Annotated in this window: 14 protein-coding genes and 5 pseudogenes; 11 read left to right on the top strand and 8 right to left on the bottom strand. The window is 62.1% G+C overall.

Annotated features, from left to right (window positions below):
• Positions 1-200 precede the first annotated feature (200 nt).
• Positions 201-854: an FkbM family methyltransferase gene (locus Bsp3421_RS27890; RefSeq protein ID WP_273999238.1), complete on the top strand. Its 654-nt coding sequence runs from the start codon at positions 201-203 to the stop codon at positions 852-854.
• Here Bsp3421_RS27890 and Bsp3421_RS27885 read toward each other — a convergent pair.
• Positions 821-1,837 carry a sensor histidine kinase gene (locus tag Bsp3421_RS27885; RefSeq protein ID WP_273999236.1) on the bottom strand — a complete coding sequence of 339 codons (1,017 nt, stop codon included), beginning with the start codon at positions 1,835-1,837 and terminating at the stop codon, positions 821-823. The genes Bsp3421_RS27890 and Bsp3421_RS27885 overlap by 34 nt on opposite strands.
• Before the next feature lie 204 nt (positions 1,838-2,041).
• On the opposite strand from Bsp3421_RS27885, the gene imuA reads away from it, so the two are divergent.
• The 5 genes and pseudogenes from imuA to Bsp3421_RS27860 all read left to right on the top strand — a co-directional run.
• Positions 2,042-2,764 carry a translesion DNA synthesis-associated protein ImuA gene (gene imuA, locus Bsp3421_RS27880; protein ID WP_273999234.1) on the top strand — a complete coding sequence of 241 codons (723 nt, stop codon included), beginning with the start codon at positions 2,042-2,044 and terminating at the stop codon, positions 2,762-2,764.
• Positions 2,688-4,166, top strand: a complete 1,479-nt coding sequence (locus Bsp3421_RS27875) for a Y-family DNA polymerase (protein ID WP_273999233.1) — start codon at positions 2,688-2,690, stop codon at positions 4,164-4,166. Before imuA ends, Bsp3421_RS27875 begins: the two co-directional genes overlap by 77 nt.
• A 6-nt stretch (positions 4,167-4,172) precedes the next feature.
• Positions 4,173-5,000, top strand: a pseudogene (locus Bsp3421_RS27870) (PHP domain-containing protein); the annotation flags it as partial.
• A gap of 212 nt (positions 5,001-5,212) precedes the next feature.
• Positions 5,213-8,362, top strand: a complete 3,150-nt coding sequence (locus tag Bsp3421_RS27865; protein WP_273999232.1) for an error-prone DNA polymerase — start codon at positions 5,213-5,215, stop codon at positions 8,360-8,362.
• Between the two features lie 304 nt (positions 8,363-8,666).
• Positions 8,667-8,933 (top strand): annotated as a pseudogene (locus tag Bsp3421_RS27860) (hypothetical protein); the annotation flags it as partial.
• A gap of 286 nt (positions 8,934-9,219) precedes the next feature.
• Here the strand turns inward: Bsp3421_RS27860 and Bsp3421_RS27855 are convergent.
• From Bsp3421_RS27855 to Bsp3421_RS27825, 7 genes and pseudogenes are all read right to left on the bottom strand, one after another.
• Positions 9,220-10,521 (bottom strand): hypothetical protein, encoded by a 1,302-nt coding sequence (locus tag Bsp3421_RS27855; RefSeq protein ID WP_273999231.1) that lies wholly within the window; start codon positions 10,519-10,521, stop codon positions 9,220-9,222.
• Between the two features lie 180 nt (positions 10,522-10,701).
• Positions 10,702-12,192 carry an HlyD family type I secretion periplasmic adaptor subunit gene (locus Bsp3421_RS27850; protein WP_273999229.1) on the bottom strand — a complete coding sequence of 497 codons (1,491 nt, stop codon included), beginning with the start codon at positions 12,190-12,192 and terminating at the stop codon, positions 10,702-10,704.
• On the bottom strand, positions 12,189-14,378 hold the full coding sequence (locus Bsp3421_RS27845; protein WP_273999228.1) for a type I secretion system permease/ATPase: 2,190 nt from the start codon (positions 14,376-14,378) through the stop codon (positions 12,189-12,191). Before Bsp3421_RS27845 ends, Bsp3421_RS27850 begins: the two co-directional genes overlap by 4 nt.
• 105 nt (positions 14,379-14,483) lie before the next feature.
• Entirely contained in the window at positions 14,484-16,748 is a 2,265-nt protein-coding gene (locus Bsp3421_RS27840; RefSeq protein WP_273999227.1) for a type VI secretion system Vgr family protein, read from the bottom strand.
• Positions 16,749-16,991: 243 nt separating this feature from the next.
• Positions 16,992-18,503: a TolC family protein gene (locus tag Bsp3421_RS27835; RefSeq protein WP_273999225.1), complete on the bottom strand. Its 1,512-nt coding sequence runs from the start codon at positions 18,501-18,503 to the stop codon at positions 16,992-16,994.
• Between the two features lie 98 nt (positions 18,504-18,601).
• A pseudogene (locus Bsp3421_RS27830) lies at positions 18,602-19,009 on the bottom strand (MFS transporter); the annotation flags it as partial.
• 221 nt (positions 19,010-19,230) lie between these two features.
• Positions 19,231-19,523, bottom strand: a pseudogene (locus Bsp3421_RS27825) (transposase); the annotation flags it as partial.
• A gap of 153 nt (positions 19,524-19,676) precedes the next feature.
• On the opposite strand from Bsp3421_RS27825, the pseudogene Bsp3421_RS34530 reads away from it, so the two are divergent.
• The 5 genes and pseudogenes from Bsp3421_RS34530 to ptsP all read left to right on the top strand — a co-directional run.
• Positions 19,677-19,857, top strand: a pseudogene (locus tag Bsp3421_RS34530) (hypothetical protein); the annotation flags it as partial.
• 335 nt (positions 19,858-20,192) lie between these two features.
• Positions 20,193-20,927: a GntR family transcriptional regulator gene (locus Bsp3421_RS27820; RefSeq protein WP_273999224.1), complete on the top strand. Its 735-nt coding sequence runs from the start codon at positions 20,193-20,195 to the stop codon at positions 20,925-20,927.
• 85 nt (positions 20,928-21,012) lie between these two features.
• Positions 21,013-22,116: an N-acetylglucosamine-6-phosphate deacetylase gene (nagA, locus tag Bsp3421_RS27815; protein WP_273999223.1), complete on the top strand. Its 1,104-nt coding sequence runs from the start codon at positions 21,013-21,015 to the stop codon at positions 22,114-22,116.
• Positions 22,109-23,116 carry an SIS domain-containing protein gene (locus Bsp3421_RS27810; protein WP_274004383.1) on the top strand — a complete coding sequence of 336 codons (1,008 nt, stop codon included), beginning with the start codon at positions 22,109-22,111 and terminating at the stop codon, positions 23,114-23,116. Before nagA ends, Bsp3421_RS27810 begins: the two co-directional genes overlap by 8 nt.
• Positions 23,117-23,132: 16 nt before the next feature.
• Complete coding sequence (ptsP, locus tag Bsp3421_RS27805; protein ID WP_273999222.1) at positions 23,133-25,736, top strand: phosphoenolpyruvate--protein phosphotransferase; 2,604 nt, start codon at positions 23,133-23,135, stop codon at positions 25,734-25,736.
• Positions 25,737-25,760: the final 24 nt, after the last annotated feature.

Genomic DNA, 25,760 nt, shown 5'->3' with positions numbered 1-25,760 from the left:
AGGTGCGTGAATAAATATTCAACGAGGGATGTTCGTGAAAGTTGCTTACATATTGGCGTCAACGAGTCACGGAACGCTTATCGTCAACAGAAGTGACGAAAATCGTAGCGAAGCGTACGGTACCTACGGTGTAGGGTGGGATTCTGGAGACCGGGGGATTTTATAAGAGCGACGTCGAACTGCTCAATTCGATCCTGAGGATGAAGGTGCGCGCGCTCGGCGGCCGGCGGCCTGTCGTGGCAATCGACTGCGGCGCGAATATCGGCGTACACACGATAGAGTTTGCGCGGGCGCTGGGCGATGCGGGCAGCGTCATCTCGATCGAGGCGCAAAAGCCGGTTTACTATGCGCTGTGCGGAAACATCGCCATCAATAATTGCTTCAATGTCGACGCCAGAAACGCGGCGATCGGCGGCGAGGTCGGATCGTTGAAGGTGCCGTTCGTCGATTACCACCGGAAATCCAGTTTCGGCAGCCTGGAGCTGGTGCATGGTAAAAAGAATGAGGATATCGGCCAGCAAATCAACTACGGCGCGGGGTACGACGTTCCGTTAATCACACTCGACTCGTTAGACCAGCCGCATGTCGACCTCGTTAAGATCGATGTCGAGGGCATGGAGGAGGCGGTCATTGCCGGCGGGCTGGAAACCTTGCGGGCGTCCCGCCCGGTCTTGTTCATCGAGAAGATCAAGTCGAACCTCGGCAGCATGCATCGGACGCTGATCGATTTCAAATACGACATCCATGATCTCGGCCCCAACATTCTCGCAGTATCGAGCGATGAGCCGGCATCGCGGGAAATCCGCGCCTTGATCGACGCTCAGTTCGAATCACCCCCGTCCGGCGACGCCTGACCGGGTTGCGCATCGTGCGTGACGAGCGATTGGCAGGGGAGCGTGACCATGAAGGCCGTGCCCTTGCCGACGTCGCTTTCCACGGAAATATCTCCACCCAGGACTTCCACGAGACCTCGCACGACCGCGAGGCCCATGCCGTATCCGGAGACCCCCGGGCTATCCTGAAACTGGCTTTGAAAGAATGGCGAGAACAGGAAATTGATCTTGTTCCTGTCGATGCCGATTCCCTCGTCGATGACTTCAATTTTTGCGTGCGAACGGCCTGACTCCGCAAGAATCGCGCATCTTATTTCGACGACGCCATGTGGCGAGTACTTGATCGCATTCTCGACGAGATTGTCGATGATCTGTTGCACGCGTTGCTCGTCGGAGAGGAATGTCGATAGGGACGTGTAAAACGTGGCCTGAAGCCGGATGTCCTTTTTATCGGCCATCGGCTTGAATCGGCGGACAGCTTCGGCGGCGATCGAGCGAAGATCGATCGGGGCGGTGCGCAGGTTGATCTTGTGCGTCTTGAACCGCAGGTAGTCTGTCAGATCCCGCATATGGGTTTCGATGTGCTTCACCGCCTGGTCGATGTTGATCACGGCGAGCATCAATTCGCGGCTGGTGGCGTAGTGCGAGATGTTTTCCGTGGCGGATACGATCGTCTGCAGCGGGTTGCGGAGTTCGTGGTTGATCGCGGCGAGAAACACCTGCTTGGTGTGCGACACCTGATGGGCCGTTCGCAGCGCCCGGCCGAAGTTCTGGATCGATCGGGAAAAGATCAGGATTGCAACGAAAAACAGCACGGAGACGCCGATGTTGCTGTAGAGCAGAATGTTTCTGTTCCGCAGCGCCTGGGCCGGCAGCGCATCGCGCCGTCTGACTTCGGAGAGTCCGATCACGCCGACGAAGCGGGCGTAGGCCGTCTCGAAGATGGCGGACGTATCGATCAATGAATCGGTCACGGGTGCTCCGCCCGCCGGAAAGCGAGCCATCAACGCATCCATCTCGGAGACGGCATGGCTGAGATCCTGAATGATCGATGAGGTCGGCCAGGCCGCGAAGATGTCGCGGTGCCGAGCGACGGGACCTGCAGGATTTCAAGGGCGGGAGTCGCCAGCAAACCCGGGGTCGGCATGGACTGTGCGCAACATCGTCATTGTCCTATACTGTATAAATATACAGTTATGGGTGGCGTCATGCCCGCATCCTCCGTTCTTCCCGAAACCCTTCATCCGTCCCTGTGGCGCGGCTCCCAGCTCGCGCGCGGCGTGCCGCGCACGATCGAGACCGGCCATCCGTCGCTGTCGGCCGAGTTGCCCGGCGGCGGCTGGCCGCTCGGCGGGCTGACCGAGCTGCTCGTGCCGCAGGCCGGCTGCGGCGAGCTGCGCCTGCTCGCGCCGGCGCTCGTCCGGGCCGTCAGCGCGCAGCGGCCGCTCGCGCTCGTGCAGCCGCCTCACGTGCCGGAAGCGCGCGCGCTGGCCCGGCTCGGCCTGCCGCGCGACGCGCTGCTGTGGCTGCGCGCCGCGCGCAGCGCGGATGCGCTGTGGACGGCCGAGCAGATCCTCAAGGCCGGCTGCTGCGGCGCGCTGCTGCTGTGGCAGCTGGATACGCGGCCCGAGGCGCTGCGCCGGCTGCACCTCGCGGCCGCGCGCGCGTCCGCCACCCTGTTCATCATGCTGCGGCCGCTGGCCGCCGCGCAGCAGCCGTCGCCGGCGCCGCTGCGCGTCGCGCTGCGGCCCGAGCCCGGCGGCATCGCGGTCGACATCATCAAGCGCCGCGGGCCGGCGACGAGCGGCGCGCTGTCGCTCGCGCTGCTGCCGTCGCCGATCCTGGGGAGCCGTCATGCGCGTTTTTCTCGGCGTCCATCTGCCGTCCCTGCCGCTGGACGTGTTCCGGCCGCGGCAGCCGATGCCGCCTGAGTCCGATTCCGGCTGCGCAGTGCTGGAGCAGGGCGTGGTGTTGCGCGCGGACGCGGCGGCGCGCGCGGCGGGCGTGCGCGTGGGCATGAAGCGCGGCGGCGTGCTGACCGTCGCACCCGCCGTGCGGCTGCTCGAACGCGATCCGGCGCGCGAGGCGGACGCGCTGCGCGCGGTCGCGCTCGCGTTGCTGCGCTTCGCGCCGAACGTGACCCTGCAGGACGAGGCGACGCTGCTGGTCGAGATCGGCGCGAGCCTGCGGTTGTTCGGCGGCCTGCCTGCGCTGTGCCGCGCCGCGCGCGCGGCGCTCGCGACGCTCGGCTATCGCGCGCGCATCGGCGTCGCGCCCACGGGCGGCGGCGCGTGGCTGCTCGCGCGCGCCGGCCTGCGGCGGCCGCGCCGGGTGTTGCGGCGCGCGTCGCTCGAGCGTGCGCTCGCCTGCGTGCCGTGCGCGCTGCTGCCTGCGGCCCGGCCGTTCGCGGCCTGGTTCGACGGGCTCGGCTGCCGTACGCTCGCCGACCTGCGCCGCCTGCCGCGCGCCGCATTGCAGCGGCGCTGCGGCACCGCGCTCAGCGGCGCGCTCGACCGCGCCTACGGCGATGCGCCGGAGCTGTTCGAATGGCTGCCGGTGCCGCCGGTGTTCGATGCGCGGCTCGAGTTGCCGGAGCGGGTCGAGCACGCGGAGGCGGTGCTGTTCGTCGCGCGGCGGCTGATCGCGCAGCTGGGCGGCTGGCTGGCCGCGCGGCAGCTGTCGCTCACGGCGTTCGAATGCCGGCTCGAACATGAGCGCGGGCGGCACGCGCTGCCGCCGACCGTGCTCGAACTCGCGTTCGCCGCGCCGACGCGCGACGAAGCGCACTGCGTGCGGGTGCTGGGCGAGCGGCTCGCGCGTGTGCCGCTGCCGGCCGCGGTGATCGCGGTGCGCCTCGTCGCCACGCGCGTGGTCGAGGCCGCGCCGCCGCCCGACGATCTGTTCCCGGAGCCGGGCGGCACGCCGGAGGCGCGCGCGCGCCTGTTCGAATTGCTGGGCGCGCGGCTCGGCGCGCACAACGTGCTGCGCGCCGCGCCCGTCGACGACTACCGGCCCGAGATCGCGAACCGCTGGATTCCGCTCGGCGAGCCGTCCGGCCGGGCCGGCGAGCCCGCGCACGCGGCGCCCCGGCCGGCCTGGCTGCTGGCCGAGCCGCTGCCGCTCGCGGAGCGCGACAACCGCCCGGTGTACCGCACGCCGCTCACGCTCGCATCGGCGCGCGAGCGGATCGAGGCGGGCTGGTTCGACGGCGCGCCGCGCGCGCGCGACTACTACGTCGCGCAGGACGACGCGGGCGCATGCTACTGGGTCTATCACGGCCGGACGGCGCATGACGGCGAGCCGGGCTGGTTTCTGCACGGTTTCTTCGGGTAGGCGGCGATGCTGAGCACGCTGCCGGCGCCGCCCGATTACGCCGAGCTGTTCTGCCGCTCGAATTTCTCGTTCCTGCACGGCGCGTCGACGGCCGACGAACTGGTCGAGCGCGCGGTCGCGCTGCGCTACCGCGGCCTCGCGATCACCGACGAGTGCTCGCTCGCGGGCGCGGTGCGCATGCATGTCGCGGCGAAGGCGGCGGGGCTGCCGCTCGTGGTCGGCGCGTATTTCGAGGTCACGCCCGACGAGGACGGGCAGGGCTTCGGCCTCGTGCTGCTCGCGCGCGATCGCGATGGCTACGGCAACCTGTCCGAGCTGATTTCCTGGCTCAGGATGCGCGCGCCGAAGGGCACCTACCGGCTCGCGCGGCAGGAGCTGGCGGCGCCGCCCGAGGCCTTCGCGCACCTGCGCGGCATGCCCGGCTGCTTCGCGGTCCTCGTGCCGCGCTATCCGGCCACGGCCGATCAGCTGTGCTACGAATATCCGCGCGAGATCGTGCCGCCCGGCCATACGCCGGCCACCTATCTGGCGCAGGAAACCTGGAAGGGTGCGCAGGCGCGCTATCCGTACGGCGTGCCCGGGAAGGTGCGCGAGCGCATCGAATACGAGCTGACGCTGATCGCCGACCTGAAATACGAGGCGTACTTCCTGACGGTCTACGACATCGTCAGCTACGCGCGCAGCCGCGACATCCTGTGCCAGGGGCGCGGCTCGGCCGCGAACTCGGTGGTGTGCTACTGCCTGCGCGTGACCGAGGTCGATCCCGAGCGCAGCACGCTGTTGTTCGAGCGCTTCATCAGCCGCGAGCGCGGCGAGCCGCCCGATATCGACGTATATAGCCCCCTTTTTTCTACCGATGAGCGGCACGCTTGCCTGCCAGCCTTTTGCCTCGGTACTTCACCCCCTTAGATGAATCGGTAGATATACGGAATCAATCGGGATAGCGCGAAAGAGCATCGCTTCCCAGAGCGCCGGCCACACAGAGCGCTCGGATGTCTGACGGATGTCCTGTTCAACGGAAATGTTCTACATCGGTTGTAAATCTCATGGACACATTGCCTCTCTCGTTGCCGGCATATGCCGAGCTCTTCTGCTTATCGAACTTCACTTTCTTGGAGGGGGCTTCGCATGCAGAGGAGCTGGTCAAGCGAGCCGCCCAGCTGGGTTACTCTGGGATTGCCATCACGGACGAATGCTCTTTGGCGGGAGTTGTACGGGCACATGTAGCAGCCAAGGATCTAAATTTTCCGTTGGTCATCGGGTCGTACTTCAAGCTGACTCAGGCCGATTCGTCGCCGGCTTTTGATCTGATCTTGCTTGCACAGAACCGCGAAGGGTATGGCAATCTCTCCGAGCTCATCACGCTGGCACGCATGCGCTCACCCAAAGGTGGATATCGCCTCATGCCACAGGACCTCTTGAAACCGGAGAAGGTGCATGCCCATCTGAGAGGAATGCCAGGGTGCCTCGCAATCTTGATTCCCAAGTTCCCCGCGGATCCGGAAGTGTTGGATGCCCAAGTTGAGTGGCTATGGGAGACGTTCCCCGGGCGTGCATGGGTCGGCCTATGTCTGCATCAGCGCGCCATGGACAATCTTCATGCTGGTGTTGTCGAACACATAGCGTATGGCAATGGTGTCCCAGTTGTTGCAGTCGGGCATGTAACCATGCATGTCCGTTCCAGGAAGCCGCTGCAGGACACAATGACGGGGATCCGTATAGGTAAGCCTGTTGCAGAGTGCGGCTATGAGCTTGCACCGAATGCCGAGCAGCATTTGCGGGCGCGGATACGTCTGGCGCATCTCTATCATCCAAACGCATTAAGCGAGACGGTCGCGATCCTTTCGCGTTGCGGGTTCTCGCTCGATGAGTTGCGTTACGAGTATCCCGATGAGCTAGTACCGGCTGGACTCACACCAACTGAATATCTGCGACAGGAAACGTACATGGGAGCGCATCGTCGCTTCTCGAGCGGCATCCCTCTCAACGTGCAAGCGCAGCTCGAACATGAGCTCGAACTGATCACGGAGTTGCGCTACGAGCCATACTTTTTGACCGTATATGACATCGTCAAATTTGCTCGTAGCGAAGGAATTCTCTGCCAGGGGCGTGGATCAGCTGCGAATTCTGCAGTCTGTTATTGCCTTGGCATAACGGAGGTGGATCCTGCACGATCAACGATGTTGTTCGAACGGTTCATCAGCCGGGAACGTAATAGTCATCCGGACATCGATGTCGATTTCGAACATCAAAAGAGAGAAGCCGTCATGCAGTACATCTATCGAAAGTATGGTCGTGACCGTGCGGCTATTGCTGCCGCGGTATCGACGTACCGTGCAAGAGGCGTGCTTCGGGATGTAGGGAAAGCAGTCGGTGTTGATGCCCAGATTGTCGATCGAGTTGCCAAGGCGCATCACTGGTTCGACGGTACGGCAGATTTACTCGAGCGATTTACAGAGTCAGGGTTGGATCCATCAGCACCCGTCATTCAGACATGGGCATCGCTTGCCGCTCAGCTGTGTGGTTTTCCTCGGCATCTTTCTCAGCACTCCGGTGGCTTTGTCATCAGCCGAGGCAAGTTGTCACGCCTTGTACCGATTGAGAACGCGGCAATGCAGGATCGTAGCGTGATCCAGTGGGATAAGGATGATCTCGAGTCGCTCGGGTTGCTCAAAGTGGATGTGCTGGCGCTGGGAATGTTGAGCGTCATTCGTCGGGCGCTTGACCTCATATCCCTGGACCGCGATCAGCCATTTGAGATGCAGGATATCCCGTCAGAGGATCCGGAAACGTACGACATGATCTCGAAGGCAGATACAGTCGGGGTATTCCAAATCGAGTCGAGAGCGCAACAGTCGATGTTGCCGCGATTGAGACCACGGACGTTCTACGATCTTGTGATTGAGGTGGCGATCGTGCGGCCTGGCCCGATTCAAGGTGGTGCTGTTCATCCATATTTGAAGCGACGTCAAGGAATCGATCCGGTCAGCTATCCAGGTAAGGATCTGGAAACAGCATTAGCTCGAACGCTTGGCGTGCCGATTTTTCAGGAGCAAGTGATGCAGGTTGCAATTCTTGCGGCCGGCTTCTCTCCTGGCGAGGCAGACGGGCTGAGGCGCGCGATGGCAGCTTGGAAGCGTAAAGGAGGGCTGGAGCCTTACCACGACCGCTTGGTGAGCGGCATGTTGATACGTGGCTATGAACGAGAATTTGCCGAAGCGATTTTTGCCCAGATCAAGGGGTTCGCCGACTATGGCTTCCCGGAAAGTCATGCGGCAAGCTTTGCGTTGCTTGTCTACGTCAGTAGCTGGTTGAAGTGTCATGAGCCCGAGGCGTTCCTTGTCTCGTTGCTTAATAGCCAGCCAATGGGGTTCTACTCTCCATCGCAGCTCATCCAGGATGCGAAGCGCCATGGGGTCACGGTCTTGCCTGCAGACGTCACGATCAGCAACTGGGAATCGTCACTGGAGTATCGCGAGCAGGGGGGACGCCCGGTTGTTCGGCTTGGTCTTTCTCTTCTGCATGGGATGCGAGCGGAGGCGGCTGATCGTATTGAAATGGCACGATCCGTTGAGGCCTTTTCGTCGACGGTCGATTTGGCTCGGCGAGCTCAGTTGGATCGACATGATTTGCATGTTCTGGCTAGGGCCGATGCCCTTGCGTCTCTGGCTGGCAGTCGCCGAAGTGCACTGTGGGAATCCGTTGCCGCTGTTCCCGACAAGGATCTGCTTGCTTCAGCAAATGTGGTTGATGAAACACCGGATCTCGGATGGGCATCCGAAGGGAACGAGATACAGAGTGATTACCAGTCCATGGGGTTGACGCTTCGTCGACATCCTTTGGCGTTGCTGCGTCCGATGTTGCATGCGAAGAGGCTCATGCCGGCCACGACGTTAAACACCTACCCAAACGGAAGGCTTGCGCGCGGATGCGGGTTGGTTACGGTACGACAGCGGCCGGGCACTGCGAAAGGCGTAATCTTCATCACGCTTGAGGACGAAACCGGAAACGTGAACGTTATTATCTGGCCCAAGTTGCTGGAGAGACAGCGTAAAGAAATCCTCGGTGCTAAGCTGTTGGCGGCGTTGGGCGTCTGGCAAAGCGTTGAAGGGGTTCAGCACCTGGTCGCCAAACGTCTGGTAGATCTGTCACATCTTCTAGGCGAGTTGCCGACAGTCAGTCGTAACTTTCATTAGAGAGAAGTCTAGGAAGGGACTGAACCGCGCCGAGTTCTGTGGAGGCTCCAACTCTTGAGAGAATGGGGCCATGAACAAGAAGCCAAGCAAGTTTTCCCCGGAAGTCCGAGAGCGCGCAGTGCGCGTGGTACGCGGGCAGCGTAGCGAGCCGAGCCCCCGTCGATGTGGGCGGCAGTCGAATCGATTGCACCGATGATCGGCTGCACGCCGCAAACCTTGCCTCACGGTACGCAACTTGATCAATACGAGCTGGCACAACTGAACAAGATCGCAGCGCGGCTCAATGAGAGGCCCAGAAAGACATTGGGCTTCTACTATTGTTGGTTGGCGCGTCAGCTCGTCGATGACCACGGACTTTGTTCTGGATGCACTTGAACAGGCGCTGTATGCCCGCCAACCTGGCGAGGACGGAACCTTGATTCATCACTCCGACAGAGGATCTCAACGAGGGAATCCATCGAACTGGCAAACGCTGGAATGGGTGGCCTGGTACAACCATCATCGCCTGATGGAACCGCTTGGCTATATCCCGACTGCTGAACTACGACAGGCAACTCAGAAATGCCGCTGACGTGTCCGCATTAACTTAAACCAACCAGCCTCCACGATTCCCGGTGCGGCTCATGGAAAAAATTTAATTCTATTAGATATTTTTTTGAAAATCGTAAATCCTTGTCGCGCCTGGATCAGGCTGCTACGGTAAAGCGCATCAAGATCAAAGGGAGGCCTAAGGTGGATCACGCGTCGGCTTGCGGTTCAATTAACTGATGCCCGGGCAATTTGCCCGGGCTGAAATGGCAGCTTCGAAAGATCAACTTCACACACCAACTGCCGTATCAACTAATACCAAAAACAGATCATCCGAAGTTTTGTGGATGTGCAAACGAATTGAGATAAATTTTAGCTCTTTGGCTGTTGGGATTGTCGGAAATGGTATTGTTGATGTGGTTCAGCAGCACATGATTTACTGCAATTGGGATGGCCCCGGCTCCGCCTACTGCCGCGGCACCAAAGGAGCCCGTTGCTGCACCAATTAATTCAGCGCCATTCAAAATCGTATTGGCGGCTCCCACACTGCCCTGAATGGTTGCCGAAGCTCTTTGCTCATCAGACGCCGTTGTATCAAAGGCTTGAGAAAACCCATCATATGTATCTTTTGCGGAGATAACCGCGCTGACACCGGATCCGACAATTTTCGTGGTATTGGCGATCGTGCCAGCCGTTTTCGACGCCGGCTTCGCTAGCTGGTACAGCTCGCTGCCACCTTCCACGGTTTTGGCTGTACCTCCGACTACCTGGAGAGCGCCATCAACGGGCTTGTTTTCCTGGATATTCCCAATACCCTGGGCGACAGTGATTGGCCCAGTGGCGGTCTTGCTTGCTGAAGAAGCAACTTTTAGAACCGGCAGAATAGTGTTGCTGGCCACATTGATTTTTGAAGGCGTTACTTCGAATACGTTTGAGTTTTTACTTCCGATATTCACTCCTTGTCCGCCGAGTCTAACGATTTTGTTTGACGGAATTTTTTGTATGTTTCCGCTCGAGATCGGCTTAAGTGTATTCGGGCTGCTGTTTTTGGAAATCTCCTCGGTGATGTTTTTTGCATCAGAAACAAGGCCCGTGGTCGCTTTGAACTGTTCGAGAGGCGTCGAGGTGATCGCGTTAAATAAATTATAAGGAGCCGAAGTTACCGAGTGAGCGACGATGACGTTGTTCGCGGAATTCGCCAATGACTTATTATTATTTAAAGTGGCGCTGGCCTTGACCCCTTCCAGACCGGCCCGCGAACCGGTGTTGCTGGTATTTGTGTTAACAACAATACCAGTCGAGGGGGCGTCGGTATTGATATTTGAGGTCGGATTCGTATCTGGCGCGGAACTATTCGGTGCTTTAGACGAAATTTTGACCGATGAGGTAGGCCCCTCAGAGTGGCTCGTCTCGACGCTTACCGCCGAGACACTTTTTTTGACGCTGACCTGTGGTTGATGCACCGGACTGACGATTGCCGGTGCTTGGGGCTCGGAAACGGCATGATTCTGGTACACGGGACTGGGAGGGGAGGCATCGCTCCGCTGGGTGCTTACGCGAGATGTACCACCAGTTACTTCGACGGCAGGAGAATGTACAGCGACGGTACGACGGATCTGGGGATTAGGCATGTGCCTGTCTCCTTAGGACGGTTTCAGAAAAATGCCAGCACGGTGAGGGTGCTGACCACGACAGGAAACCGTATTGACGGGAACCTACCTGACGCTGTCGAACGGTCTACGTCAGGATAGGGCCGTAATCAATACGGTCATCCGGTTTCTTGAATTGGCGCGTTCACTCCAGCGAAATATTTATCGCTCTCGCAGGCTTTCCCGTGTATAGGTTCGGATCGGACTGAGCAGGTAATCAATGATGCGGCGCCTACCCGTCTTGATCTCAGCGGTTAAGTTCATGCCGGGCTTAAGCGTGATTCGCCGGCCGCCCACCTCAATGAAGTTTTGCGCCAGTGCCAGCGTGACCGGAAATACCGCCCCGCCTGCAGGATTGGTCGACTTGCCGCCAGTTCCCGACGCTTGCGCGCCGGGGTCCTGTATTACGGCATCCGCCGTGATGATGGCTACCCTGGATGGCACCGTCCCATAGCGCGTGTAGGGAAAGGCATCCAGCTTGATCTCCGCCGGCTGCCCCACGTTCACAAAACCCACATCCTTGTTCTCCAGCGTCACGTCGGCCATGACCTGGTCTTTCTCGGGCACGACCACAAGTAACACCTGAGCTGGGGTCACCACCCCTCCGGTTGTATGAACGGCCAGCTGCTGTACGGTGCCGTCAACCGGAGCAGTGAGCGTCGTTTGATGGACGCGCTGCTCGGCTTTGATGCCTTCCGCTTGCAGTTGGCGCTGTTGCAGCTCGGCTTTGGCATGGCGCTCATGCAGGGCCTTGATGGTGTCAGCCTGCCAGGCCACAAGGGTCTGTCTGGCCTGCTCAATGGTGGCCTCGGCTTCCTCCTGCCGGGCCCGCAACGTGGCCAGGTCATGTTCCATTTCAATGCGATCCCGGATACGGTCCTGATCGTCATGCCGGCTGACGTAGCCTTGTTTTGCAAGACGGTTAAAGTCCGTTTCGCGTTGCCTGACGATCGGCAAGGTGGCCGTGATTTTGGCAATCTCCGCGCGCGCGACGTCCAGCTCGGCCTGTTTAGCATGCACGTCGGCGTCGAGCCGGGCTCGCTGAGCCGTCAGATCTTGCCAGTCCGACTTGAGTTGGGTCTGGATCGTGACCAGATCTTGCGCCGGCAGACTGCCTTGCGCTGGCAACACAGGCTGCGCCAGGTTTTCGCTCACGGCCTGCATCAAGGCCTGGGTGCGCCACAGTTCGGAGAAGGCACTTTCGCGCTCCTGACTGACACGATGGTTGTCGGCCTGCGCGCTGACCGGATCCAGTTCAATCAGCGTCTGGCCAGCCTTGACCCTATCGCCATCTTTTACCTTGATCGCTTTGATTACATTGCTCTCCAGTGGCTGGATAAGCTTGGTACCCTCGCTCACCACGATGCGTCCTGAAGCCTCGGCCACAATGTCAACCTGACCCAGGCAAGCCCATAGCAAGGCCAACCCGAACAGCGCGATGATGATCCACATGATCCGTCCCGGAGCTGGATGCGGCGGAGTGACCTGCAGACTCAGAGCAGCCGGCATGAAGGCCGCTTCGTCAGCCATCCGAACCGGACCGGCAAGTTCGTGCCGTTGTCGCCACGCGGCCTGAAATGCGGAACGGTAGCGCACGAGCAGCGCGTATAGCGGATGGCGCTGGAAGGCATTGCGGTTCGTCGCATCACTCATGCCATCTGTTCCGACGGAGAATTATTTTGCTGCATGCTCCACAGATGCGCGTATAGGCCGCTGGGAACGTGAACCAGTTCGTCATGCGAACCACCTTCCACAATCTGGCCTTTATCCATGGCAATGATGAAGTCGGCATGGCGCACCGCGCTTAGGCGATGGGCAATGATGATCACAGTACGATCCAGTGCAATCGTGGCCATGTTGCGCTGGATGATGGCCTCGCTTTCATAGTCCAGTGCGCTGGTAGCTTCATCAAAAATCAGAATGCGCGGATCGGTGAACAGGGCACGGGCAATCGCCAGACGCTGTCGCTGTCCGCCGCTCAGCGACGCTCCCTGTTCGCCCACAACGGTGTTATAGCCCTCGGGCAGTTCGCAGATGAACTCGTGCGCACCGGCCATCCGGGCCACGTGCATCACCCGTTCGATGGGGGCACCCGGATCGGCAATCGCAATGTTTTCTCGAACACTACGGTTAAACAGGAAGTTATCCTGCAGCACAACGCCAATCTGGCGACGCAGGTGGCCGGCGTCGACCAAGCTGATGTCGATCCCGTCCACCAGGACACGTCCCTGCTCGGGCAGGTAGAGACGCTGCACAAGTTTGGTCAGCGTGCTTTTGCCCGATCCCGATCGACCTACAATGCCGAGGACCGCGCCAGGGCTGATATCGATGCTCACGCACTGCAAAACGGGCGTGGCGTCGCGCCGGTAGCGGAAGGTGACGTTGTCAAAGGTGACGTGCCCTTTGAGCGTGGGCAACGGAGCAGGCGTGCTGGGGGGCACTTCGGTGGGCGTATTGAGGATGTCACCCAGGCGTTGCATGGAGATACCTGTTTGCTGGAAGTCCGTCCATATCTGCGACAGCCGCACGATGGGTTGGGCGACATGACCGGCAAACATGTTGAAGGCCACGAACTGGCCCACGCTGAGTTGGTGATCCATTACCAGCCGGGCGCCAAACCACATGGTCGCAGCGCTGACCAGCTTGCCGATCAGGTTGATACCTTCGCGGGCCCACGTGGTGAGGTTCTGGGTCTTGAAGCTGGCCGCTACATAGCCTGCCAGCTGGTTCTCCCAGCGCAGGGCGATGGCCGGTTCCAGGGCGTTGGCTTTCACGGTCTGTATTCCGGTGATGGTTTCAACCACCATGGACTGGCTTTCAGCGCCGCGGGCAAACTTTTCGTTCAGGCGCCTACGAAGTACTGGCACTACGCTCAGGATCAGGACGGCGTACAGAGGCAGGCTGATGAGCACAATAAGTGTGAGCGGCACGCTGTAGAGCAGCATCACGCCAATGAAAAGCACCGAAAAAGCGACATCCAGTACGAGCGTGAGGGACTGCCCCGTCAAAAAGCTGCGAATGTTCTCGAGTTCGCGAACGCGGGCGACCGAGTCGCCGACCCGCCGAGCTTGGAAGTAGGCCAGCGGTAGCTGCAAAAGATGGCGAAACAGGCGGGAACCCAATTCCACGTCAATGCGGCTGGTTGTGTGGCTGAACACATAAGCACATAAGCCACTAAGCAGGCTCTCGAACACAATCACCATGACAAGGCCCGTCACCAGCACATCAAGCGTGGTGAGACCGCGGTGTATGAGTACCTTGTCCATCACCACCTGGAAAAACAAGGGGCTGACAAGCGCAAAAAGCTGCAAAACAACGGATACGGTCAGCACCTCGGCCAGAAACCTGCGGTATTTGACGATGCTGGGTATGAACCAGGTAAAGTCAAACTGATCCAATGTCCCGGCCAGGCTGGCGTGGCTGGTGGCGAGGAGCAATTCGCCTGAGCCTGACGGTGCCCACCGCTCAATGAAGCTGCTGAGGGGCTCGACGACGCGACTTCCTTCCGCCTCAGAGTCCAGGAGCACGACGCGCTGGCCATCACATTCGGATAAGACCACCCACCGGTGTTGCTCGTCGTCGCTGCTGGCGCCTACAGAACCGTCGGCATTCCTGATACGGGCCAACGCCGGCAGAGGCGCAAGTGGCAGACGCTGGGCCTGGGTGAGCCTGATCTTCGCCTTTAAACCTAGTCGCCTGGATGCGAGCAACAACTGTTCATCTGGGACGGGAGCGTTACGCGACAACCCAAGTTCATGCGACAGGATGTCAGGATCGGCCGAGATGCGATGAAGTCTTGCCAGAGCACATAGCGCTGACAGGGATGCGGTTGTAGACAAATTCAGCCACCTTATCTGTAGCAGTCCTTAGCGATGAAAAAAATTGTCATGCGCCTGAAGAACGTGTTCCGCCAAGAATCAAGAGAGAATGTTGAGTCTGAAAAACTAATTTACGACTAGCATCCCCCGGCTCATGAGATCGGAGCCGATATTTGACATTTTGGTTTCCCCAACTTTAATGTCCTGAGCCGTACTGGAGATATTGATTCCAGTGACGGCGATTTGGGTGCCAACGAAGTTACTCGCAAACGTCGTGGTCGACGTGCTCGAACCGACAGTTGAAACGTCGGTACCTGTAACGTTGACCGAACTGCCCGTCGTAGAAACGGATGTGCCGGTTTCGGAGACAGATGTGCCGGTCACACTCTTCGACTCTCCAGTGATCGATGTGCTGGTGCCCGTCACGCTCGTGGAGGTTCCGGTGTAGGAGATGGAGATGCCCGTCATGTCAGTGCTGGTATCGGTTATCGATGAACTGACGCCCGTCATGCTGGTCACCGTCCCAGTGACGGACGTGCTTGCACCTATCACACTGGTGGATATGCCGGTGAGGTCCGTGGATACACCAGTGAAGCTTGTGGATACGCCCGTACCGCTGGTGGACACGCCTGTGAAGCCGGTGTTTACGCCGGTGAACGATGTGCTCACGCCCGTGAACGACGTGCTCACACCGGTGAAGTCTGCTGATGTTCCAGTAAAGCTCGTGGACACGCCGGTAAAGCTCGCACTGATCCCCGTGTACGACACGGAGATGCCGGTATAGCTATATGAGATACCCGTCACAGATGTGTAGGTTCCCTGAACTGAAAGGTTCAGATCCTGACCGACAGCCGTCGAACTGTTGCGCTCGACCGTCTGCTGCATGTCGCGCTCCGCGTGGAGCAATAACCGTTCTGCGCCACGAAGATCGTCGAACGTAAGTTGACTGGCGTTCTGGCAGTTGCCGTTTCTCAACGAGCGCGAGACCAGCCCCGTGTAGCGAATGTCTTTCGGCAACTCATAAGGCGTCGGATTCTCACCGTTGTACACGGTGCCCACCACCAGCGGACGATCAAGATCACCGTCCACATACGTGATCAGCACCTCTTGTCCCACGCGTGGTAGTGCAAGTACCCCCCAGCCCTTGCCCGCCCACGCCTGTGACACCCGAATCCAGCACGACGCATCCGCTTCCACTGTCTTGTAGCGGTCCCAGTGAAAGTGCACCCGGATGCGACCGAACTGGTCCGTATACACCTCATCACCCGGCCGCCCCACCACAGTAGCGCTTTGGATGCCGGGCACCGAGGGGCGCGGGGTCACCCACAACGGCACGAACGGCTGATCGTCCGCCAGCACTTCAAACGTGACGGCAACATTGGGACCTTGCGCCCCACTGTCGGGCTCGCCCTGCACGAACGAAAGCTCGGTGCTAACCACGTTGTAGCGCCGGTTACGCTGCGTATCGGGGTGGCCGTACAGCGTGAATGCGTGTCCTGTAGCGAGCGCCCGGGCATTGCTCTGTCCCACCAGCAGGTGCGACTCCGCCTGCAGCGCGGCCAGCCTCAGGCGGGCCAGCCGTTGCCCCCTCTCAAGCTCGTTGTAACCCGCACCGTAGTCGTAGTATTCCAGTGCGATCGGAGGTGGACTTGCCTGCGGCATCTGCGCATCAATGTCCAGCCGGTTGCCCGGGGCGAGATAGTTGAAGTCCCGCAGCGCCACATTGTTCGGCCGGATCCGCCGCGTGCGCTGGAGCCGCTGGATTCCCTCGCGGCCTTGAATTGCCCGCGACTCCTCCCCATCGGGCAGAAAATACATCTGTCCGTAAGGCGCATCCAGGTCCACGAACCGCCGCGTATCCGAGATCATGATCACGTGATAGTCGAGTGCATGTTCCACCCAGAAATAAATCCCTTCGTCCTCCAGTAGCCGCTTGACGAAGTCCAAATCGCTTTCCTGAAACTGCACGCAATACTCACGCGGCTCGTAACTGTTCTCCAGCGCAAAATAGAAGTTTGTGAACTGGTGTTCCTCGAACACCTGGGCAACGATGTCCGGCACCGACAGACCCTGAAAGATGCGACAGTTGCGAGTCTGGGCCATAAAGGACAGCCAGCTTCCCAACTCAAGCGTGTAGGTATACTGGTTTCCAAGTTGCCCGGTATCGTAGCCAGCGAACACGTTCGTACTAAACGGACGCACCTTGTCCGTACCCATATCGATATACACCGATAGCCCGGTACCCAGCAGATCTTCGAAGTTCAGCCCTGGGTCGGGAGATACCAGTTCGAGCCTGTAGAACGGTTCCACCGAAAGGCGCTCCTGGGCCTTAAAACTTAGCGCGCTACAACTCTCATCCAAGAAGTCGCTTTGCAATTCGATCAGGCGCATCAGAAGCCCTCGCTCACTTTAAATTTGTCGCGCGGACATATCGTGCCCCAACGACGATTGGAATTTGGCCCTCTTAGTCGCACTCTGCGAAAGAATGCCGGCGATGAACAGGATAAGTTACATCTTGATTCACATTTAGTTCATCTAACTATCATTCCCGTTTGACGGGACTTATTCCTGCTCCATACTTAGGACCAAGGCGCTCTTTGAGCGTGCAATTCACTACAACGAGGATCCGGCAAACTATTGAGCGCCATCCAGACTCCACATACCAAGATTGCCGAGCTTTGCTGCCAGTTGCAGCCGCGTCGAGCGCCAATCTGTCAGTGCCTGAATCCGCTTCTGTTTCGCGGTGGCTAGCGATGACTGTGTGTTGAGTAGCTCTTGGATGTTGCCAACCCCCATCTTATAGCGCTGCCTCGCCACTTTTTGTGAACGTTGCGCGAGTGAAAGCAGCTTTGCACTGTTGCCAAGATTCGAGGTCGCGCTCTGCAACGCCTGATAGCTGTTCCAGACTTCCAGACCCACCTGCTGACGGGTCTCCTCAAGGAGAGCGGCCTGCAGATCCGTTTGCGCTTCGGCACCGTGCGTCAGATAGGTGCGCGTGAAACCTTCGAAGATCGGGATTGTCACCTGGATGCCCAAATACCACTCGCTATGCCTGGCAGGGAACACGGGATAGCCGAGCTGCAGGCTTGTCGGCTGGTTATTGTAGTTGTACTGTGCAACCAGACTCAGGCGCGGCAAGCCATCTGCACGGATCTGCCTGGCCTTCGCGCGGGCGGCAGCAACCCGTGCCTGAGCCGCGACGATAGCGGGATGCGTTCGTTGCGCCTCCTTCATCAGTTCAGCGACCGAATCGGTAAACTGACGGGTCGGCGCGACGCCATCCCCAACATCAGGTAGCGATAATTCGATGTCCGAAGACAGATTCATGTCCGCTGCCAGCGTTCCCTCTGCGACTTTCCATGCTTCCTCGGACTTGACGCGACTCATCATCGAATCCGTGTAGGTTGTCTCTGCCTGCAACTGGTCGCTGACATCAGCCCTGCCGGCATTGAACAGGGCAGTGGCCGCATCGACGCTATCGTGTGCCGTCTGTTCAATCTCACGGGCGGCCGCGAGCGCACCACGTGCCGCCTGAGCGGCGTAGTAATCCCTGGCGACCTTTGCGAACACTTCCTGAAGGGTTGCCTGCTGGTTCGCCTGCGCGGCAGCTAGCAGATTCGCTTCATTTCGGAGCGCCGCGGCGCGACTACCAAAGTCGTACAAAACCCAGCTCAATGACACGCCTGCGTTCTGCAGGTTGGTTCGATAACCCGAGTCGTATTGGGAGTACCCGATGACATGATTCACTGTCTTGTCACGCGTACCCTGCCAGTTTGCCGAGAGCGTTGGCAGGAACGCTCCACGCGCGACGCCGACCGCGGACGCCTGTATCTTGACATTTGCCCACGCCTCACGTGTTTTCGGATTGAGGCATAGAGATCGCTCAATCGCGTCCTGCAGTCGCAGTAGCCTTGGCAATGCGTCAAACACGCATACCGCCGCGCGATCCGATCCAAGGACGCCTGCAGCGGGTGTTGTCGACACGGAATGCTCGACCCACAACGGATCGAACGCCCAGACTGACGACACGCCGCATGCCATCGCGAACAGGCATGCGTTGGCTACCACTCGAACGAACATCGACGACGTAGAGCCAACGCGAATACTCATATAAATCAGTAGTTTCCCTGATGAGATATTCATCATACAATGTGCCAATCCATGGAATTCTCACTTTTTGTCAGATTAAATTGTTTTGGCATCCTGAAAATTGAGTCATGGGAATCCGAGCATTGTGCAATTGCGGCGCTGCGCATCAGCAGCAGCGCTAGCGTCGCCGGCAGCGACGGCGTGAGCGTCGCACCGATCAGGCACAGGCTCGACGGGATGTGCGTAATCACCATCGTGTTCAGCAGGTCGATCCTGTGCGACAGCGGTGGCGCCACGAGTTGGGAGCCAACTGAGAGTAGTCCGGTCCAGAAGAAGAACTGTCCCGCCGAGCCGATCGACAGGCCGGAGCGTTGCATCAGCCAGAGCGACAGCAACGAATTGACGAACAGGCCGCCGGCGAATGCGTCGACGCTGAGCAGTGCCAAGCGTGTGACGATCCACCAGGAAGGGCCGAGCGGCGCAGTGGCAGTTGTGTGGCGCGGCTCGGTGCTCGGAAACCGGTGGTACATAGCAGCGACCGCAAGTCCTGTCACTGCATACACGAAGACCCGACACGATGCATGGTCGGTGACGCAACGAGCGCCGTAGAGACTGCGGCTTTTCTCGTGGGACGGGGGCGGGCACCCCAGAAAACGTCGAGCGTCGGTTTGGCGTAGCTCTCTGCCGGGACCTTGCCAGGAAAGGGGCAAAACCTATGCGCCAATATGAACGATGGCCGCGCGGAGAAGTCCTGTCACGCGTGCCAGCACGCCGCAATCCTCACGATCAACATGCGCCTACGGGCCGGCTTTAGAGCTTTTTTGCCAGGACGTCCTGCAACATGGCCTTATTAAGACTCAGGCCCGCTACGAGCCGCTTCGGCCTCGCGTTTTCCTCTTCAAGCTGTCGCAACCGGAGTAGTTCGGAGGGCCCCAGCCCTCCGAATTTCTTCTTCCAGCGGTAGCACGTCGCTTCGCTGATCCCGAGCTTGCGACATATCTCTTCGACCTTCGTGCCCAGTTCCGCCTGCTTCAGTGAAAACGCGATCTGCTCTTCGGTGAACTTGCTCGTCTTCATGGCATGGCCTTCGTGTCAGCTTGGACACTTCATGCCGAATTTCTCTACTTTTGATCCGGGCTATTTCTTGGGTCAGGGTCACACCTTGATATGTCAGAACGGATCGGCTGGACGCGCATGCGCGCAAATCAGTAGAGCGCACATGGGTACTATATCGACGTGGATTTCGAACACCAGCGTCGGGAAGAGGTGATTCAACATATCTACAGGAAATACGGACACGAGCGCGCCGCGCTCGCGGCCGCCGTCTCGACCTACCGCCGCGCGCGGCGTGCTGCGTGAAACCGGCAAGGCGCTCGGCGTCGATCCGATGCTGATCGACCGCGTTGCGAAAGGGCAGGGGCGTCGCCGGCGCTCGGCGTCGCCCCATTCCCCTGCGCACCACGTTGCATACCAGTGCCTTCGACTGGTGCTATTCCGGTCTCATCCAGGTGCAAAAACGTTTGCTCCCGCCGCGCGTTTCCTGACCCCGATCAAGCCGATACGGGTAAATCCCTATCCCGGAGAACGTTGTAAATAAAGGGTTTCGGTGCGCCGATTCGCCCGCCAGGCAACGCTTCCCGCGTATCGGCGAGGTCTGGCCCAGTCGAATTGACTGGTATTAGTTTGGTTATATAATTGCCTCGCATCGGAACGCCCCCGCGTTCGCTTCTCGATCGACGGATACCCATGGAAATCGGCTGGTCGGCCCTCGCGCCCGACGTTCACAGTGACACGCCGCTCTATCTGCAGCTCGCCCGCAATCTCGCGAGCGCGATTCACGGCGGCGCGTGGCAGGCCGGCGAGGCGCTGCCGTCGGAACGGGTGCTGTCGGTGTCGGTCGGTGTGTCGCGGATCACCGCGCGGCGCGCGCTGTCGCTGCTGGTCGAACAAGGGCTGATCCGGCGCGCGCGCGGCGCGGGCAGTTTCATCACGCCGCGCGTGGCCGATCCGCTGTCGCGCCTCGTCGGCTTCACGGCGAAGATGGAGCAGCGCGGCTTCCAACCCGATTCGGTATGGCTCAAGCGGGCCCTGCGCGCCGCCAGCCGCGACGAGCTCACGCATCTCGGGCTCGCGCCCGGCGCGCTGGTCGCGCGGCTCGAACGGCTGCGCCGCGCGGACGGCATCGTGATGGCGGTCGAGCATTCGACGCTGCCCGCGGCGTTCGTGCCGGATCCGCAGGCGCTCGGCGCGTCGCTGTACCGCTACCTGGAAATGCGCGGCGCAGCGGTGGTGCGCGCGCTGCAGCACTTTCGCGCGGTCAACGCGACGCGCGAGATCGCCAAATGGATGGGCGTCGCGCCGGGCGCGGCGCTCCTGCTCATCACGCGGATCGGTTACGGCGCCGACCAGCGGGCAATCGAGGTGACCGAAAGCTACTGCCGTGACGACTATTACGATTTCGTGGCCGAACTGAAACGCTGACGCGCTACGCGCAGCCTGGCCACCCACTCTCTCGCAGCAAGAGCAGCACCCTTTTACGCGCCATCGAGACCATCAAGAGACAGTCATGCTGACCGGAAACATACTCACCCCCGAAGGCTGGATCCACGGCACGCTCGATTTCGAGAACGGCCGGATTACCGCACTGTCGGGCGACCGCGTCGATCCGGCGAAGAACGACGCGCAGTACATCCTGCCGGGTTTCATCGACCTGCACGTGCACGGCGGCGGCGGCGCCGACGTGATGGAAGGCGGCGACGCGATCGAGGCGATCACGCGCACGCACGCGCGCTACGGCACGACCAGCCTGCTCGCCACCACGATGACGGCGCCGCGCGACGAACTGATGCACGTCGTCGCGGGCCTGGGCGACGTCGCGCGCACGCGCACGCCGGGCGGCGCGCGCGTGCTGGGCGTCCACCTGGAAGGTCCTTACATCAACCCGGGCAAGCTCGGCGCGCAGCCCGACGCGGCCGTGTCGGCGGTGCTCGACGAAGTGCTCAAGTACCTGTCGATCGCGCCGATCCGTGTCGTCACGCTCGCGCCCGAGATCGCCGGCCACATCGAGATCATCTCGGAGATGGCGGCGCGCGGCGTGCGCGTGCAGCTCGGCCACTCGCTCGCGACCTACGACGACGCCGTCACCGCGCTCAAGCACGGCGCATGCGGCTTCACCCACCTGTTCAACGCGATGTCGCCGCTGCATCACCGCAATCCGGGCCTCGTCGGCGCGGCGCTCGCGCATGCGGAGTACGCGGAGATCATCCCCGATCTGCTGCACGTGCATCCGGGCGCGATCCGCGCGGCGCTGCGCGCGATCCCGCGGCTCTACGTCGTGACCGACAGCACGTCCGCGACCGGCATGCCGGACGGCGAATACCGGCTCGGCAGCCAGCACGTGACGAAATGCCTGGGCGGCGTGCGCCTGGCCGACGGCACGCTCGCCGGCAGCACGCTGACGATGGACCAGGCGCTGCGCAACCTCGTGTCGCTGGGCCTGCCGATCGCCGACGTGTCGAACCGCATGTCGCGCTACGCGGCCGACTATCTCGGCGTCGCCGATCGCGGCCGCCTCGCGCGCGGCGCGTGGGCCGACGTCGCGGTGTTCGACCGCGACCTGAACCTGACCGCGACCTATGTCGAAGGAGAATCGATTGTCGAATATGCTTAACGAGGCGCGCGAAGCCGCCCAGGTGGTGGCCGCGCAACTCGCCGACACCCGCCGCGTCGAAGTGCTCGCCGCGCACCTGGCCGCGCATGTGCCGCAGGTCGCGCTGACGGTGGCGCGCGGCAGTTCCGATCACGCCGCCAGCTATTTCGCGAGCCTCACGATGAGCCGTCTCGGCGTGCCGGTCGCATCGCTGCCGATGTCGGTCGCCACCTTGCAACAGGCGCCGCTGCGCGTGGCCGGGCAGCTCGCGCTGGCGTTCTCGCAGTCGGGCAAGAGCCCGGATCTCGTCAATACGATGGCGGCGCTGCGCGACGCGGGCGCGCTCACGGTCGCGGCGGTCAACGTGCTGCCGTCGCCGCTCGCCGACGCATGCGAGCACCAGCTGCCGCTGCTGGCCGGCCCCGAGCTGTCGGTGGCCGCGACCAAGAGCTATATCGCGATGCTGTCGCTGTCCGCGCAGATCGTTGCGTTCTGGCAGCAGGACGCCGCGCTGCTCGCCGCGCTGCGCGGCCTGCCCGACGTGCTCGTGCAGGCGGGCGGGCTCGACTGGTCGAGCGCCGTCGCGGAGTTGCGCGACGTCGAGCGGATGATCGTGATCGGTCGCGGGCTCGGTCTCGCGATCGCGCAGGAAGCGGCGCTCAAGCTCAAGGAAACCTCGGGCATCCAGGCCGAGGCATTCTCGAGCGCGGAAGTGCGGCACGGGCCGATGGAGCTGATCGACCGCGACTATCCGCTGCTCGTGTTCGCGCCGCCCGGGCCGGAACAGGAAGGCCTCCTGCAGCTCGCGCGCGACATGCGCGCGCGCGGCGCGCGGGTGCTGCTCGCCGCGCCCGCCGGCACGCCCGACGCCACGCTGCCGCTTGCGCAGTCCGCCCACCCGGCGCTCGATCCGATCGCCGCCATTCTTTCGTTCTACGTGATGGCTGCGGATCTCGCCGTCGCGCGCGGCCGCAATCCGGACACGCCGCGCCACCTGAACAAAGTCACCGAAACGCATTGACCAGCCGAGATAAGCGATGAGACGTGCCGAGGAGTCCCTGTTGAAGAATGCATCCCACGACCAGATTGTCCTGCTGGCGCCCTTGACGGGCCCGGTCGTCCCGTTGGCCGAGGTGCCCGATCCGGTGTTTTCGGGCGGCATGTTCGGGGACGGCATCGGCATCGATCCGCTCGACGGCCGGCTCGTCGCGCCGTGCGACGGCGTGGTGTCGCATCTCGCGCGCACCGGCCACGCGGTGACGATCACGACGCAGCAGGGCGCGGAGATCCTGCTGCATATCGGCATCGACACCGTCGAGCTGGCCGGCAGCGGGTTCACCGCGAAGGTCGAGCAGGGCGCGCAGGTGCGCACGGGCGACCTCCTGATCGAATTCGACCAGGACGCGGTCGCGCGCGCAGCGCACAGCCTCGTGTCGGTGATCGCGGTCGCCAACTCGGATGCGTTCGCGGTCGTCGGGCGCGTGGGCGGCGGCCTCGTGACGGCGGGCGAAACCACGCTCCTCACCTTGCGCGCGCAGGGCGCGGCGCCGGCGCAGCCCGTCGAGGCCGCGCCCGCCGCGACCGAGACTTCGACCTCGACCGAGGTGCGCCGCGCGCTCACGCTGAGCCAGCCGGGCGGCCTGCATGCGCGGCCCGCCGCGCGTGCGCGCGAAGCCGCGCGCGGCCTCGACGCGAAGGTCGAGGTGTATTTCGAAGGCCGCCGCGCGGCGATCGAGAGCGTCGTCGGCCTGCTCGGCCTCGGTGCCGGCGAGCACGCGACCATCGAGCTGGTCGGCAGCGGCCCGCAGGCCGCGCGCGCGGTCGATGCGGTCGCCGTCGAACTGCTGCGCGAGGCGCACGGCGAGGTCGAGGAGAAGCCGGCGCGCGCCGCCGGTTTCGCCCAAGCGCCTGCCGTCGCGCGCGGCGCCGGCGTGCCGCTCGATCCGAACACGCTCGCGGGCGTATGCGCGGCGCCCGGCATCGCGGTGGGCGCGCTGGTGCGCTGGGACGACGCCGACCCGACGCCGCCCGAGCGGGCGAGCGGCACGTCCGCCGCCGAGAGTCGCCTGCTCGACAAGGCGCTGGCCGACGTCGACGCGGAGCTCGACGAAACGGTGCGCAGCGCGTCGCAACGCGGCGCGGTGGGCGAGGCCGGGATCTTCGCCGTGCACCGCGTGTTGCTCGAAGACCCGACGCTGATCGACGCCGCGCGCGACCTGATCAGCCTCGGCAAGAGCGCGGGCCACGCCTGGCGCGAGACGATCCGCGCGCAGATCGCGATCCTGTCGAACGTCGACGACGCGCTGCTCGCCGAACGCGCGGCCGACCTGCGCGACATCGACAAGCGCGTGCTGCGCGCACTCGGCTATGCGAACACGACCGCGCGCCAACTGCCCGACGAGGCCGTGTTGGCGGCGGAGGAATTCACGCCCTCGGACTTGTCGACGCTCGATCGCGAACGCGTGACCGCACTCGTGATGGCGCGCGGCGGCGCGACCTCGCATGCGGCGATCATCGCGCGCCAGCTCGGCATTCCCGCGCTGGTGGCCGTGGGCGACGCGCTGCACGCGATTCCGGAAGGCACGCAGGTGGTGGTCGACGCGAGCGCGGGCCGGCTCGAACACGCGCCGACGGCGCTCGACGTCGAGCGCGCGCGCACCGAACGCCGGCGACTCGCGGGCGTGCGCGAGGTGAATCGCCGCACCTCGCGCGAAGCCGCCGTCACGCATGACGGCCGCACCATCGAGGTGGCCGCGAACATCGCGACGCTCGACGACGCGAACGTGGCGGTCGACAACGGCGCCGACTCGGTCGGCCTGCTGCGCACCGAGCTGATGTTCATTCATCGCCAGGCTGCGCCGACCACGAGCGAGCATCAGCAGAGCTACCAGTCGATCGTCGACGCGCTGCAGGGCCGCACCGCGATCATCCGCACGCTCGACGTCGGCGCGGACAAGGAAGTCGATTACCTGACGCTGCCGCCCGAGCCGAATCCGGCGCTCGGCCTGCGCGGGATCCGGCTCGCGCAGGTCCGGCCGGACCTGCTCGACGATCAGTTGCAGGGCCTGCTCTCGGTGAAGCCGTTCGGCGCGGTGCGGATCCTGCTGCCGATGGTGACCGACGTGGGCGAGCTGGTGCGGATCCGCACGCGCATCGACGAATTCGCGCGCGCGCTCGGCCGCACCGATCCGATCGAGGTGGGCGTGATGATCGAAGTGCCGTCGGCCGCGCTGCTCGCGGATCAGCTGGCGGCGCACGCGGACTTCCTGTCGATCGGCACCAACGATCTGACCCAGTACACGCTCGCGATGGACCGCTGCCAGGCGGATCTCGCCGCGCTCGCGGACGGCCTGCATCCGGCCGTGCTGCGCCTGATCGACGCGACCGTGCGCGGCGCGGAGAAACACGGCAAGTGGGTGGGCGTGTGCGGCGCGCTGGGCGGCGATCCGGTGGCGGTGCCGCTGCTGGTCGGCCTCGGCGTCACGGAATTGTCGGTGGACCCGGTGTCGGTGCCGGGCATCAAGGCGCGTGTGCGCCGTCTCGATTATCAACTGTGCCGACAACGCGCGCAGGACGCGCTCGCGCTGGAATCGGCACAGGCGGTAAGGGCTGCAAGCCGCGAAATCTGGCCGCTGGACTGAACCGGCGTTCGACGAAATCGCATC

This window comes from Burkholderia sp. FERM BP-3421 (assembly GCF_028657905.1).
Taxonomy (GTDB): Bacteria; Pseudomonadota; Gammaproteobacteria; order Burkholderiales; family Burkholderiaceae; genus Burkholderia.
The sequence above is the reverse complement of the archived record's forward strand: the minus strand, read 5'-3'. Positions and strand labels throughout refer to the sequence as shown.

Bases quoted from the DNA above. Each gene is read 5' to 3' on its own strand.
- Bsp3421_RS27865 (WP_273999232.1), top strand. From the start codon at position 5,213: ATGGACACATTGCCTCTCTCGTTGCCGGCATATGCCGAGCTCTTCTGC.
- Bsp3421_RS27820 (WP_273999224.1), top strand. From the start codon at position 20,193: ATGGAAATCGGCTGGTCGGCCCTCGCGCCCGACGTTCACAGTGACACG.
- Bsp3421_RS27885 (WP_273999236.1), bottom strand. From the start codon at position 1,837: ATGGCTCGCTTTCCGGCGGGCGGAGCACCCGTGACCGATTCATTGATC.
- nagA (WP_273999223.1), top strand. From the start codon at position 21,013: ATGCTGACCGGAAACATACTCACCCCCGAAGGCTGGATCCACGGCACG.
- Bsp3421_RS27840 (WP_273999227.1), bottom strand. From the start codon at position 16,748: ATGCGCCTGATCGAATTGCAAAGCGACTTCTTGGATGAGAGTTGTAGC.
- Bsp3421_RS27835 (WP_273999225.1), bottom strand. From the start codon at position 18,503: ATGATGAATATCTCATCAGGGAAACTACTGATTTATATGAGTATTCGC.
- imuA (WP_273999234.1), top strand. From the start codon at position 2,042: ATGCCCGCATCCTCCGTTCTTCCCGAAACCCTTCATCCGTCCCTGTGG.
- Bsp3421_RS27890 (WP_273999238.1), top strand. From the start codon at position 201: ATGAAGGTGCGCGCGCTCGGCGGCCGGCGGCCTGTCGTGGCAATCGAC.
- Bsp3421_RS27855 (WP_273999231.1), bottom strand. From the start codon at position 10,521: ATGCCTAATCCCCAGATCCGTCGTACCGTCGCTGTACATTCTCCTGCC.
- Bsp3421_RS27850 (WP_273999229.1), bottom strand. From the start codon at position 12,192: ATGAGTGATGCGACGAACCGCAATGCCTTCCAGCGCCATCCGCTATAC.
- ptsP (WP_273999222.1), top strand. From the start codon at position 23,133: ATGAGACGTGCCGAGGAGTCCCTGTTGAAGAATGCATCCCACGACCAG.
- Bsp3421_RS27875 (WP_273999233.1), top strand. From the start codon at position 2,688: ATGCGCGTTTTTCTCGGCGTCCATCTGCCGTCCCTGCCGCTGGACGTG.
- Bsp3421_RS27810 (WP_274004383.1), top strand. From the start codon at position 22,109: ATGCTTAACGAGGCGCGCGAAGCCGCCCAGGTGGTGGCCGCGCAACTC.